Origin of the sequence: Nonomuraea maritima, assembly GCF_900100395.1 — a bacterium.
In the GTDB taxonomy this organism is placed as follows: domain Bacteria; phylum Actinomycetota; class Actinomycetes; order Streptosporangiales; family Streptosporangiaceae; genus Nonomuraea; species Nonomuraea maritima.
Window position 1 is genome coordinate 25,740 of sequence record NZ_FNFB01000038.1, and the last position, 12,269, is coordinate 38,008.

General features: G+C 70.6%; 16 protein-coding genes. 5 read left to right on the forward strand and 11 right to left on the reverse strand.

The genetic code is table 11. The annotated features are described in order from the left end of the window. Positions 1–86 precede the first annotated feature (86 nt). The 3 genes from BLR04_RS35565 to BLR04_RS35575 all read right to left on the reverse strand — a co-directional run bounded on the left by BLR04_RS35565 (position 87) and on the right by BLR04_RS35575 (position 1,759). Positions 87–782 carry an LppU/SCO3897 family protein gene (locus tag BLR04_RS35565; RefSeq protein ID WP_090773571.1) on the reverse strand — a complete coding sequence of 232 codons (696 nt, stop codon included), beginning with the start codon at positions 780–782 and terminating at the stop codon, positions 87–89. A 111-nt stretch (positions 783–893) separates the two neighbouring features. Then, a complete protein-coding gene (locus BLR04_RS35570; RefSeq protein WP_090773572.1) occupies positions 894–1,298 on the reverse strand; it encodes a VOC family protein in 405 nt (134 codons plus the stop codon). Continuing rightward, positions 1,295–1,759: a carboxymuconolactone decarboxylase family protein gene (locus BLR04_RS35575; RefSeq protein ID WP_090773573.1), complete on the reverse strand. Its 465-nt coding sequence runs from the start codon at positions 1,757–1,759 to the stop codon at positions 1,295–1,297. The genes BLR04_RS35570 and BLR04_RS35575 overlap by 4 nt, the downstream gene beginning before the upstream one ends. A gap of 146 nt (positions 1,760–1,905) precedes the next feature. Between BLR04_RS35575 and pdxR the strand changes: the two genes are divergently transcribed. Then, positions 1,906–3,225 carry a MocR-like pyridoxine biosynthesis transcription factor PdxR gene (gene pdxR, locus BLR04_RS35580; protein WP_281191812.1) on the forward strand — a complete coding sequence of 440 codons (1,320 nt, stop codon included), beginning with the start codon at positions 1,906–1,908 and terminating at the stop codon, positions 3,223–3,225. A gap of 201 nt (positions 3,226–3,426) precedes the next feature. On the opposite strand, the gene BLR04_RS35585 is transcribed toward pdxR, so the two are convergent. After that, a complete protein-coding gene (locus tag BLR04_RS35585) occupies positions 3,427–4,479 on the reverse strand; it encodes an alpha/beta fold hydrolase (protein ID WP_176903445.1) in 1,053 nt (350 codons plus the stop codon). Positions 4,480–4,585: 106 nt separating this feature from the next. Further along, on the reverse strand, positions 4,586–5,095 hold the full coding sequence (locus tag BLR04_RS35590; protein WP_090773576.1) for a YceI family protein: 510 nt from the start codon (positions 5,093–5,095) through the stop codon (positions 4,586–4,588). Between the two features lie 117 nt (positions 5,096–5,212). On the opposite strand from BLR04_RS35590, the gene BLR04_RS35595 reads away from it, so the two are divergent. From BLR04_RS35595 to BLR04_RS35605, 3 genes are all read left to right on the forward strand, one after another. Beyond that, positions 5,213–6,151: an RNA polymerase sigma-70 factor gene (locus BLR04_RS35595; RefSeq protein ID WP_090773577.1), complete on the forward strand. Its 939-nt coding sequence runs from the start codon at positions 5,213–5,215 to the stop codon at positions 6,149–6,151. Positions 6,152–6,232: 81 nt separating this feature from the next. Further along, positions 6,233–7,402 carry an NAD(P)/FAD-dependent oxidoreductase gene (locus tag BLR04_RS35600; protein WP_090773578.1) on the forward strand — a complete coding sequence of 390 codons (1,170 nt, stop codon included), beginning with the start codon at positions 6,233–6,235 and terminating at the stop codon, positions 7,400–7,402. 127 nt (positions 7,403–7,529) lie between these two features. Further along, positions 7,530–8,519 (forward strand): SAM-dependent methyltransferase, encoded by a 990-nt coding sequence (locus BLR04_RS35605; RefSeq protein WP_090773579.1) that lies wholly within the window; start codon positions 7,530–7,532, stop codon positions 8,517–8,519. A gap of 3 nt (positions 8,520–8,522) precedes the next feature. On the opposite strand, the gene BLR04_RS35610 is transcribed toward BLR04_RS35605, so the two are convergent. From BLR04_RS35610 to BLR04_RS35635, 6 genes are all read right to left on the reverse strand, one after another. Then, positions 8,523–8,951, reverse strand: coding sequence for a type II toxin-antitoxin system VapC family toxin (locus BLR04_RS35610; protein WP_090773580.1), 429 nt, complete (start codon positions 8,949–8,951; stop codon positions 8,523–8,525). After that, a complete protein-coding gene (locus BLR04_RS35615; RefSeq protein WP_090773581.1) occupies positions 8,948–9,175 on the reverse strand; it encodes a hypothetical protein in 228 nt (75 codons plus the stop codon). Before BLR04_RS35615 ends, BLR04_RS35610 begins: the two co-directional genes overlap by 4 nt. Further along, positions 9,172–10,326, reverse strand: a complete 1,155-nt coding sequence (locus BLR04_RS35620) for an MFS transporter (protein ID WP_090773582.1) — start codon at positions 10,324–10,326, stop codon at positions 9,172–9,174. The genes BLR04_RS35615 and BLR04_RS35620 overlap by 4 nt, the downstream gene beginning before the upstream one ends. 117 nt (positions 10,327–10,443) lie before the next feature. Further along, positions 10,444–10,896: a MarR family winged helix-turn-helix transcriptional regulator gene (locus tag BLR04_RS35625; RefSeq protein ID WP_090773583.1), complete on the reverse strand. Its 453-nt coding sequence runs from the start codon at positions 10,894–10,896 to the stop codon at positions 10,444–10,446. 121 nt (positions 10,897–11,017) lie between these two features. Further along, the gene (locus BLR04_RS35630) at positions 11,018–11,260 is read right to left on the reverse strand and encodes a hypothetical protein (RefSeq protein WP_143022357.1); all 243 of its coding nucleotides are present in this window, start codon (positions 11,258–11,260) and stop codon (positions 11,018–11,020) included. Between the two features lie 49 nt (positions 11,261–11,309). Then, positions 11,310–11,819 carry a VOC family protein gene (locus BLR04_RS35635; protein WP_090773585.1) on the reverse strand — a complete coding sequence of 170 codons (510 nt, stop codon included), beginning with the start codon at positions 11,817–11,819 and terminating at the stop codon, positions 11,310–11,312. A gap of 157 nt (positions 11,820–11,976) precedes the next feature. Between BLR04_RS35635 and BLR04_RS35640 the strand changes: the two genes are divergently transcribed. Next, positions 11,977–12,165, forward strand: a complete 189-nt coding sequence (locus BLR04_RS35640; protein WP_090773586.1) for a hypothetical protein — start codon at positions 11,977–11,979, stop codon at positions 12,163–12,165. The last annotated feature ends 104 nt before the right edge of the window (positions 12,166–12,269 follow it).

Here is a 12,269-nt window from a genome sequence, read left to right on the forward strand (position 1 = left end):
CGGGCTGTCACATGGCAGGCGGACGGCGTGTGCGTGTCGTGCCTGCGGTTCTCCACCTGACCGTCATGTCATGCCGGCGGGATCGGTCATCGGGTACGGGACAGACACAGCACGTCGGCCTGCTCATCCGGGTCTTCGCTGGTCCATTGGCTGACCGTGGACTCGTTCTGGGCGCACAGTGCGTTGTCCGGCGAATCCAGCTCCGCACGGGTGGCGACGGTCCTCTTGGTGACCTTCCAGGCGGCGGTCGCGTCGGCACACGGGACCACCTGGTAGCCCGTGGCGTCGCCGCCGGCGCAGTCGTTCACTTGCGCGGTTCGGTAGAAGTCGTTTCCCGAGGAACTGATCGCGGCGGCTTCGGATTCGTCTTTGGCGAGTTGCTCTGCTGTCGCGGTATCGGTCCAGGCCAGGCAGTAAACGGTCGTCCGGCCATTGGTCTTCGTTCCTGAGTAGGCGGTGGTCGTCTCGCCTTCGGCGCAGATGTCGCTCTGCTCCATTCTGGCGTTGTAGGCGGCCATGTTGATGTAGGTAGAGACGTGCGTGATTTTTCGGATCGCATTCTCGTCTGTACAGGCGACAATTTTGTGCTCGCTGTTCAGGCAGTCTCCGGGTTCGGCGTCGTCGGGCATGCCGTTCTGGTCCTGCATCTCAGCCGAGACGACGGTGTCCGTGGCTTGGCGAAGTGCCGTGCCGGAGGCGTACAGATATCCTCCGACCAGAACGACAATGCCAAAGGCGATGAGTGCGATCCCTGGGGGGCGAAGCCATATACGGCGGGACACTCGGAGGGCTCCTCTCGCCATTCAGCCACGGTTTCATGCAGTTCAACGCGCAGCCTCGCAGAAAACGTCGAAACCACTATGCCGTACCGCTTCTGTAACACGGAAGGGCGATTATTTCGGGTTCCAGGAGCGGGTGCAGAGGACGAGGCGGTAGCCGTCAGGGTCGGTGACGGTGACGCCGTGGACGTCCCAGTAGGGGTTGTGGGCGGGAACGCGGGTGCCTCCCGCGGACAGGAGCCGGTCGAGCAGGGTCTGGTCGACGGGGCCGGCCAGGTAGAGGACGAGGAGGTCCTCGACGGTGGGGGTGGGCTCCAACGGGGCGTCGGGGTCGTGGGTGAGTTCGAGGTGCCAGGCGCCGTCCGCGGGCCCGACCATGAGGAGGTCGTGCTCGCCGGGGACGTGTTCGGTGGTGCGCCACAGAACCTTCAGGCCCAGCCCTTGGACGTAGAAGGTCTCGGCGGCGGCCAGGTCGCGGGAGGGGCGCGCGATGCGGATGCGGACGGAGGCGTCGATCATCGGCGCTCGTCCGTTCCCGCGAGCTTGGCGGTGGCGATGGCGACGCGGTTCCAGGTGTTGATGGCGAAGATGACGGCGAGTACGTGGGCCAGCTCGGCCTCGTCGAACTGGGCGGCGGCTTCGGCGTAGACCTCGTCGGGGACGCCCGCGTCGGCGATCAGGGTGACCGCTTCGGTCAGTGACAGCGCGGCCTGTTCCCTGGGGGAGAAGAAGTGCTTTGCCTCGCGCCAGACGGCGATCATGTGGAGGCGAAGATCGTCCTCACCCGCCTTGCGGGCGTCGCTGACGTGCATGTGCAGGCAGTAGGCGCAGCCGTTGAGCTGGGAGGAGCGGATCTGGATCAGCTCGACCAGGGCGGGGTCCAGGCCGTCGCGGGCGGCGGCGTCGAAGCCGATCAGGGATCTGAACGCCTTCGGGGCGCCGGCGGCGAAGTTGAGCCGGGGTGCGGTGGTGATCGTCATGCGCACTAATCTATGGAGCCCATAGACCGCTCAGGAGGTGCATTCCGCTGTCGGAATCTTGGGCCAATTCCGCGCAGCGCATCAGTTCTGACCTGCATCTCGAGCTGGACGGGTCCGGATCGCGGCGAGGGGCTCTCGGGCGGGCGCTGCGGGAGGCGATCCAGGACGGGCGGCTCGCCCCGGGGGTACGGCTGCCCTCTTACCGGTCACTCGCGGCCGACCTCGGGATCGCCAGGAACACGGTCGCCGCCACCTACGCCGAACTGGTCGCCGAGGGCTGGCTGACCGCGCGGCAGGGCTCGGGAACCCGGGTCGCCGAACGCGCGGCTCCCGCCAGGACGGCGCGGGTGCCGAAGAAGCCGCGGGCCGTGGCCTCCGCCCCGGTGCACAACCTGTCGCAGGGGCAGCCGGACGCGTCGTCGTTCCCACGGAACGCCTGGTCTGCCTCGACCCGCCGGGCTCTCGCGGCCGCGCCGAACGACGCGTTCGGGCCGGGTGATCCCCAGGGACGGATCGAGCTGCGCACCGCGCTCGTCGACTATCTGGCCCGTGTCCGCGGGGTGCGGGCCGTCCAGGAACGCATCGTGATCTGCGCTGGTTTCGCCGACGCGCTACGCCTGCTGTTCGGTGGTGGCGTGCTGCGCGGCACGCCGGCCGTCGAAGCTTATGGGCTGGCGTTCCACCGTGCCCTGCTGGCCGCCGACGGGGTCCGTACGGTGCCGCTCGGCCTGGACGACCGCGGCACCAGAACCGAGGATCTGGCCGGTCAACGTGGCGTCCGCTCGGTGCTGCTCACCCCCGCACACCAGTTCCCCATCGGTGGTCCGCTCACCCCGGCACGTCGCAACGCCGCCGTCGACTGGGCGCGCGAGCGCGGCGGCGTCGTGATCGAGGACGACTACGACGGCGAGTTCAGGTACGACAGGGAACCGGTGGGCGCGGTCCAGGCGCTCGATCCCGAGCACGTCGTGTACGTCGGCTCGACGAGCAAGAGCATCTCGCCCGCCCTCCGGCTCGGCTGGATGGTGCTCCCCGAACGCCTGGTCGATCCCGTTCTGGCGGTGAAGGGCCGGCGGGAACGCTGGACCAGCGTCGTCGACCAGCTCACGTTCGCCGACCTGATCGTCTCCGGCGCCTATGACCGGCACATCCGCCGGATGCGCCAGCGTTACCGCGAACGCCGCAACCGTCTGGTGCGGGCCCTCGCCGACCAGGCTCCGCACATCGAGGTGGCAGGCATCGCCGCGGGCCTGCACGCCGTCCTGCGCCTGCCGGCCGGCACCGAGGCCGCCACCTTGAAGGCCGCCGCCTGGCGTGGCGTGTCCCTCGACGGCTTGGCCGGCTTCCGTCACCCCGACAGCCCCGTCCACCTTGAGGGCCTCGTCGTCGGGTACGCGACTCCGTCCGACCACGCCTATGCCGCCGCCCTCGCCGCCCTCTGCGAGATCCTTCCTCCGAGCTCTTAGTGAGGTCCGCGGGGGCGGGAAGCCGCGAGGGCGGTGAGAGCGATACCTGAGACGGGGATGCCGGTGGCCGACCGGAGTCCGTCCGTGACGGCGCCCGGGGAGGACGGATGGCCCGCTTTGGCGACGGTGACGAGCAGGGCCAGGCCCATGGCGCCACCGACCTGCTGGGCGGTGCAGGCGACCCCGGAGGCGATGCCCTGGTCAGTAGGAGCGGCGCTCCGGGTACGCGGCGCTGCCCGGCGTGTGTTGCTGCAGGAAGGTTCGGGCCACCGTTTGGGGTTGGGCGGCGTTGGGGCTGAGCCAGAAGCCCAGGTGGTCCTCGTTGTCCATCCAATGGTGGCGGGCGCCGGGGATTCGGGCGGCCGCGTTCTGGCCGTCCTCGAACGGTACGTCGCCGTCCTGCCTGCCGTGGATCACCAGCGTCGGGGCCTTGATCTGGTCCAGTGGTGGGGCGCCGCGCCGCGCCTGGGCGGTGTCGTTGTCGGTGCCCGGCCAGCGCTGCTCGTACGGGAACGTGGTTTCGAACATCGCCTCGAAGAACGTCCGTACTCGGGGTGTGTTCATGATGGACGAGAGCCGGGCGGACCGCTGTTCCTCGTCGAAGGTGCTGGTCTCGTCCAAGGTGGACGAGACGATGGTCTCGAACGAGAGCATCTTCGTCAGCCGGGTGAGCTTCTGCACGACGGTGTTCAGGAACGTGCGGCGCAGGGACGAGCTCGGCTCGCCGGGGGGCAGTTGCTTGCTCACCCCGCCGATGGAGACCAGTGCCCAGACGCGGTCCGGATGGCGGGCCGCGAAGGTGTAGGCCACCGGGCTGCCGGCCGAGACGGCGAGGACGCCGACCCGGTCGATGCCGAGCTCGTCCAGCAGGGCGGCGAGGAGGTCGGCCTGTTCCTCGTTGGTCCGGCCGCTGGTCAGGGGTGTGCCGAGGAAGCCGGGACGTGAAGGGCTCAGGAGGCGGAAGCCGTCCTGCTGCAGCCAGCTCGCGAACAGGCGTCCCTGGTCGGCTCCGCCCAGCCCGGGATGGACGGACAGTACGACCGGGCCCGTCGTGCCGTACATGTCGTACTCGATGGGGCCGCGCGCGGTCTGCGCGGTCCGCAGGTCGATCTGGACGCCGGGGAGGAGCTCACGGCGTGGCCCGGTGTCGATGCCGCCGTCCCAGACGAGCAGGCCGGCGAGCGCCACGAGCGGGATGCCGACCGCTACGGCGAGCACCATGCTGATGATCTTGATGACTCGACGTTTCCTCATGCCGGTCATGCTCGTCCGGATGACGGCGGGGGTCGTCGTGCGGGCGGAGTCTCTTGGAGCTACCGCACCGGGCCGAGCGGGCTGCGACGCCGGTAGTAGACGACGGTCAGGCCTCGGCGGTGACCGTGAGGAAGATACCGAAGTGGCGGCCCGTCATGCCCTTCTCCCTGGTCAGCCCGAACGCGTACCGGTCGACGGTGGTCTCGGCCCGCGCCCGCAGCACGCCGTCCTCGACGGTGAGGGAGGTCAGCGTCAGGACGGTCGGACGGGTCACGCCACGGACCGTCAGCGTGCCGTGCACGCGCGCCGCGTCGGCCGACAGCTCGACCCGCTCCCCGCGGTAGACGATCTTCGGATGGGCGGCCGCGTCGAGGTACACGTCCGACTTGACCTTGTGGTCGCGCACCGCGATGCCGGTGGCGAAACTGTCCGCGCGGACGACCGCGTCGATCGTGGAGTCGGTGGCGGGCTCGGCGATCCGCACCTCGCCGTGGTCGAGCGCGAACGACCCGGCGACGGGAAACAGGCCGAACATGTGCCGGGTGGTGAACCGGATCTTCGTGGCTTCGGGGACGATCCGGTACACGCCCGGCGTGGCGTTCATGGAGGACGTCATGAAGATCACGCTACGGACCAGAACAAACCGCCACCAGCCGGTTGGCTGCCGCTACGAGGGTGTACGTAGATACACCCCGAGTGGACGAAATAACGGTGTATAGCCGACCATGGGGCGATGTCGCTCCGCGAGGCTGATGTGTTCGAGAGTTGCAGGGGGCGTCTGGAGGCGATCGCCTACCGGCTGCTGGGGTCGGCAGGGGACGCGGAGGACGCGGTGCAGGACGCGTACCTGCGCTGGCACGCGGCCGACCGCGAACGGATCGAGACGCCAGAGGCGTGGCTGACGAAGGTGCTCACCAACCTCTGCCTCAACCGGCTCACCTCGGCGCGGGCCAGGCGGGAGACGTACGTCGGGCAGTGGCTGCCCGAGCCGGTGCTGGACGGCGACCGCATGCTCGGCCCCGCCGACACCTTCGAGCAGCGCGAGTCGGTGTCGATGGCGATGCTCACCCTGATGGAGCGGCTGTCGCCCAACGAGCGCGTCGTGTACGTGCTGCGCGAGGCGTTCGGGTACGCCCACCGCGAGATCGCGGAGATCCTCGACCTCACCGAGTCGAACTGCCAGCAGATCCACCGGCGCGCCAAGCAGCATCTCGCCGCCGAACGACGCCGTACGGAGGTCGACGCGGCCGCCGCGCGGAAGATCGTGGAGGAGTTCCTCGCCGCGGCCCTCAGCGGCGACACCCAGCCGCTGATCAGGCTGCTCGCGGACGACGCCGTCAGCGTGGCCGACGGCGGCGGGAAGGTCGTCGCCCGCCGCACGCCGATCCTCGGAGCGCTGGACATCGCCATGTACCTGCGCGGCATGTTCCGGCCGAGCGACGCCAAGCGGGCCATCGTGGGCGGCGATCCGGTCTTCCACGCCGCCGTCGTCAACGGTGGTCCCGCCGTGCTGGTGGCGGTCGGTGAGCAGGTCGTCGGCGTGCTCTGCCTCGACGCGACGGCCGACGGCCTCGCCGCGGTCCACGTGCAGGTCAACCCCGACAAGCTGGAGCGCATCACGCGCCAGTGGACGGCCGCCGGGCCTCATCGCCCGATCCCCACCACATGGTGATGCACATCACACAAGGCACCTGTCAGGGATCGTCTGCCTACCCGGTTCATGAGGTGACAGCAACCTGACGGGAGGCACGCCATGAAACACCGCATCGTGGTCCTGGGGGCCGGGTACGCCGGAGCCATCGCCGCCGGTCGTCTCGCCAAGCGCCTGCACCGCGACGACGTCTCGATCACGCTGGTGAACGCCGGCACGGAGTTCGTCGAACGGGTGCGCCTGCACCAGCTCGCGAGCGGGCAGGACCTGCGGCCGCGTCCGCTGCGCGACCTGTTCGCGGGCACCGGTGTCGAGCTCAGGACCGCGCGGGTCGCCGCCGTCGACGTCGAGCGCAACACCGTCGACCTCGGCGACGAGACGCTCGGGTACGACACCCTCGTGTACGCCCTCGGGAGCACCGCCGCCGACCAGGGCGTCCCCGGTGTCGCGGAGTACGCCTACGACGTGGCGGGGAAGCAGTCCGCCCTCCGGCTCAGGGCGCGGCTCGGCGAGCTGGACGCCGGTGGCACCGTGCTGGTCGTGGGCGGCGGCCTGACCGGCATCGAGGCCGCCACCGAGATCGCCGAGGCCCGTCCGGACCTCAAGGTCGCCCTCGCCGCCGGCGGCCGCGTCGGCGGCTGGCTCAGCGACAAGGCCCAGCGGCACCTGCGCGGCGCCCTCGACCGGCTCGGCGTCACGGTCCACGACCACGCCGACATCGCGCGCGTCGAGGCGGACGGCGTCGTCACCGGCGCAGGAACGGAGATCGAGGCCCAGGTGACCGTGTGGACCGCCGGTTTCACCGTCCACCCGATCGCCGCCGCCACCACCCTGGAGGTGTCGGAGAGCGGCCGGATCGTCGTCGACGGCAGCATGCGCTCGGTCTCGCACCCCGACGTGTACGCCGTCGGCGACGCCGCGCTCGCCGAAGGAGCGGGCGGCGGGCAGCTGCGGATGTCGTGCGCGTCGGCCGGCCCGATGGCGTGGATGGCGGCCGACGCGATCGCCGCGCGCCTGACCGGCCGCGAGGTGCGCGAGACCACGATCGGCTACACCTTCCAGTGCATCAGCCTCGGCCGTCGTGACGGCATCATCCAGCGGGTCACCCCGGACGACCAGGTCACCTCGAGCGTCGTCACCGGCAGGACCGCCGCCCGGATCAAGGAGCTCGTCTGCGCGGGCGGCTTCTGGGGCGTCACCCAGCCGACCATGATGCTGCCGAGCCGCCGCCGCCACGTCGCGGTACCCGGGAGCAGCCCCGCCCGAGGATGAGGATTTAACGCGGTTGTCACAGAGGCGCGGGCAACCCGGTCTGTCCTGTGAGTAAGGTCGCCTGTGTGGTTTATGTCTTTTTGGGGGATCTGTGGTGAATGAGAGTTCTTCTCCGATCGAGCGTTTCATGGTGGCTCAGCAGGGCCTGGGGCAGCTGAGGGCCTGGGCGGCAGGCGCTCAGGCGCTCTCCCTGCTCGCCGTCGCGTACGAGCGAGGCTGGCTGAGCTTCCTCGCCGAGCCGCGCGAACTCGACGAGCTCGCGACCTTCTCCGGCCTGCCGACCGACCGTACGGAAGGAGTCGTGGCCGCGCTGGAGGCCCACGGCGTCGTCGAGCGGCATGTCGGACGGATCGCCCTGAGCCCGGCCTTCGAGGCGCTGGTCGCCGACGACGCGTGGCTGTACCTCGGCGACCGGCTCGGCGAGGCGGCGACGATGACCCGGCTGGTCCGCGCCGCCGTCGAGGACGCCGACGGGGTGACGCTCGGCGACGCCGACGCGCTCGCCATCGCCAGGGCCGCCGGCGGACGTCCCACGCCGGTCTCCCGGGCGGTCTACGAGCGGCTCTACGACCAGATCCCGGAGTTCGCCGACACCATCCGCGAGGGACTCCTGCTCGACGTGGGCTGCGGGATCGCCGCGGGGGCGCTGACCACGGCGACCATGTACCCGAAGGTGCGCTCGGTGGAGCTCGAGATCGTGCCCGCCGTGGCGGCCGAGGCGCGGGCGCGGGCCGAGGCGCTCGGGGTGGCCGACCGCGTCGACGTCCGCTGCATGGACGCCCGCAAGTTCGACGAGCGGGACGCCTTCGACGCGGCCCTGTGGGCGCAGCCGTTCTTCGCCGAGTCGGCCAGGCCCGAGACGCTCGCCATGATCCGGCGGGCGCTCAAGCCCGGCGCGATCCTGATCATCCAGGAGATGGACCGTGAGCCGGCGGACGACGCCGAGCGTCCGGCCTTCGCCGTCCGCAAGCTGGTGTACGAGAACCTCGGCGCCCGGTTCGCGTCGACCGCCGAGCAGCTCATCGAGGAGGCGGAGGCGGTCGGGTTCGAGCTCGACCGGCTGGCCGTCACCGACTTCGGCCGGATCGTGATCATGCGCCGGCCCGCCGACGGCTGAGGCTCACGACATCGGGGCGACCACGTCCGGCAGGAGGGTGAACGCCGGCACGTGACGCGGGCGGAGCTGCGCGAAGTCGCGGTGGTCGAGCGTCGCGATGTGGGTGACCGCCAGCCGCTCGGCGATCGCGGCGACGGACACGTCGGCGGGGTCGAGCCCCTTGTGCAGGTGGGCGAGTTCGGCCATGCGGTGCACGTCCTGAGGGATCAGGTTCACCAGCTCGAACTCGTCGGTCACCTGGTCGAGGAACTCGGCGTGGACCGCCGCCCCCAGGTGCCGGCTGATGATCCAGCCGGCCTCGATCAGCACCGTGGACGGCAGGAGCAGCGGCCCCTCCAGCGTCCTCAGCAGCCGTACGCAGGTGACGTGATGCTGGTCGTCGCGGTCGACCACCGCGACCAACGGCCCTGTATCAAGAAGAACAGCGGTCACACTGGTCGATTGAACCGCTCGGCGAGCAGATCTTCGACCCGTTCGGAAAGATGGCCGTCGCCGGACGCGCCGATCCCGGCGAGCGCCAGGCGCCGCCGTACCGGAGGCTCGTCGTCGTGCGCGGCGGCGAGCAACTCCGTCTCGGCCCGCCGCAGCAGGCGGCGGGCCTGTTCGGGCGACAACCGGTCAACCAGCCGGTGCAGCTCCTCGTGCGCGGAGGTCATGGTCGAGCAGTGTACGGCCGCCGCCGCGCCACGAGCACGGCGATCAGCAGGTACGGCAGCGTGAGCAGCGCGAACAGCACCCCATGGGTGGCGTACGGCGAGGCCGCCCCGTAGGTCGCGTACACGCCGAGCGTCACCACGTTGGCGCCGATGCCGCCGAGCGAGGTCACGGTCGCCCGCGCCGGACCGGTGATCCGCTCCTGGAGCCGCACGTCGGCCAGTACCCCGGCGAGCTGGAAGGCCCCGAACGCGAGGGCGATCAGCACGAACCCCGCCGGATGCCCGGCGAGCGCTCCCGCGACCATGGCCGCCGCCGCGAGCCCGAGCATCAGCCCGTACGCGCGCGCCGGCAGGCGCTGGGCGGCGTCCCCGAGCAGGCCGCCCGCGGTGACGCCGAGCCAGACCAGCAGCACCACCAGCGGGACGGCGGTCTTCGCCACCCCCGTCTCCAGGGCGAGGTAAGGGATGTACTCCTCCAGCGCTCCCCAGATCGCCGTCACGAACGCCACGAGCAGCACCGCGTTCAGCACGCCGCGGTCCGCACGGGCCAGCGCGACGCCCTCCCTGAGGATCGTCAGGTAACGCCCTTCGCCCGCGGCGGCGGGCGTCCTGTGCTCGGGCAGCGTCAGCGCGACGCAGGCGCACGCCACGCTCGCGACGACGGTGGCGACGCCCACGGCCGGGTAGCCGCCGGCCGCGAGGACGGGAGCGGCGAGCCCGATGGCGGCCGCGTCGGCGACGAGGCCGAGTGAGGTGGCCCGGCCCATGACGCCCGCGTACCGGTGGGCCTGGCCGCGCCGTTCCAGCTCCTCGTAGGCGAGCGCCTCGTACGAGCCTGAGACGAGCGCGCCCTCGGCGCCCCACAGTACGAACCCCAGGGCGAAGGCCCAGTAGGACGGGAAAGCGACCCAGAGCGCGAAGCCGAGGCCGGCCAGCAGCGGGCCGAGGACGAGCAGCAACCGGCGGGAGACCGTGTCGGCCCACGCGCCGGAGGGGACCTCCAGCACCATGCCGGTCACGGCCCAGATCACGAACAGGGAGGAGGTCTCGGCGACCGAGAGCCCGGTGTCGTGGAACAGCAGCGTGTACACCGGGTAGATCAGCATGAATTCGCCCACGAAGGCGTAGGCGTAGAGCGACGCGACAAGCATGAGGCCTTCCAGCGGGGGACGGGACGGTGGGCTCCGAGTGCGCGTCGTCTCGGAGGTGCGCGCGTCCCGCGCGGGCCTCGGGTGATGGATCAATGTCGCCAGGTCATACCAGCGAGTCTAGAACGTGACGTCGCCCAGGCGCTCGTGAAAAGGACGGCGTTCCAGCGCTTCCAGCGTCCGTTCCAGCATCTGCTGCAGCGGCACGGGCAGCTCGTCGTCCAGCTCGTTCATGGCCCGCCTGGTGGCCTCCCACTCGGCCTCGATCAGGGGCAGTGCCGCGCGGGCCTTGTCGGTGAGGTGGACGATGCGATGGCGGGCGTCGGCGCCCGGCTCCAAACTGACGAACCCGCTGCGCCGCATCTGGACCACGGTCTGGCTCGCCGCCGAATGCGTCACGCCGATGGCCCGCGCGAGGTCGCGGATCGACATCGGGCCGTCCGCCACGAGGGTGCGGACGACGGGGGAGAAGCGCGGCCGGTATTCGGGCAGGCCGTGCCGCACGTAGACGTCGGCGATCGCGTCGTCCATCAACTCGTGGACGTGGCGCATCAGCGTCCCCAGACCGATCATGGGGGCCAATGTAGTGGCTGCGCCCGGCGCGGGCCTGGCGCAGGCAGGACGAGCACGCCGCCCGACCGGTGGAGACGGGGAAGGCCTACCCGCGCCGCGTCAGGCGCCGGCGCACCACAGGCTAGACGGGCCGGTCGTCGTCGCGGTCGAACGACTCCAGCACGCGTTCGACCGCGTCGCCCACGGGGCGCAACACCTGCGAGAACGCGTTGACCAGCGGACCGAAGATCTCACTGACCTCGGTCAGCAGGTTGGGACTCTTGTGTTCGGGAGGCGCCCAGCGCATGGCGTCCGCGCTCAGTGTCTCCCACTCGTCCACGACACCGTCGATGGCGTCGAGCACGTGGTCAGGATCGCTTGGCATGACCGTTCTCCGTGGATGATGGAGGGGTCGATTACCTTTCCACGGTACGTCAGGCCGGGACGGACACCCCAACGCCACCTCGGGTGGTGGCGCCGTACCGCTGCTTGTCGGCCTCCAGATCGAGCGGGCGGATACGCGTACGGCCGGCGATCACCTCGTCCGTGAGCAGCGCGGCCGGCACCAGCCACGACACCTCGAACTCCAGCCCGTCGGGGTCGTGCGCGTAGAGCGCCTTGGTGGTGCTGTGGTCGGACGCGCCGACCAGTGCGCCGAGCTCGGTCAGCTTGGCGGCGACGCGCTCCAGCTCCTCCAGGGTGTCGACCTCCCACGCCAGGTGGTAGAGGCCGACGGAGGTGCGGCCCGCCTCCGAGCGGGTCGCGTCCGCGCCGACCTGGAACAGGCCGAGGTCGTGGTCGTTCGCCGAGCCCGCGGCCTGGAGGAAGGCGGCGCCCGGCATGCTCATGACGACCTCGAAGCCGAGAGCCTCCCGGTAGAACGCGACGCTCTGCTCCACGTCACGGACGTACAGCACCGCGTGGTTGAGTCGCTGGACAGGCATGTTTGCCCCTTTCGACGGAATCCCCACCGTCAACTATATGAGCGTTCAACTACCCGGGAGGTTTTGCCCGGCGTCCGGAACACGCGGGAGCGGGGAGGGGGCGAACTGTCGGCCGCAGGCCGTACCGTTCTGCCGGTACCCGACCAAGGAGAGGCCGATGCACGACACCGAAGAGGCGCTGTTCCGGGCGGTTCACGGCATCGCGGGCAGGTTCGCCGGTCAGCCCGTGCCCGTGGTGATGGAGGCGTTGTTGCGCCAGCTGCCCAAGGCCCCGGGCCTCGAGGTGACGGAGCTCCGCAAGATCGCCGAGGAGATCAGCGTGGGGCGCGACCCCTCGGGCCTGTGACGGTCTGATCGCCGACGAGGGCCGGGGCCGATCCGATGTGGCACCGGCTCTCGGAACAGCGCGCGCTTCCGGTTAGCATTTCTGACATTCCGCCCACGCACGCG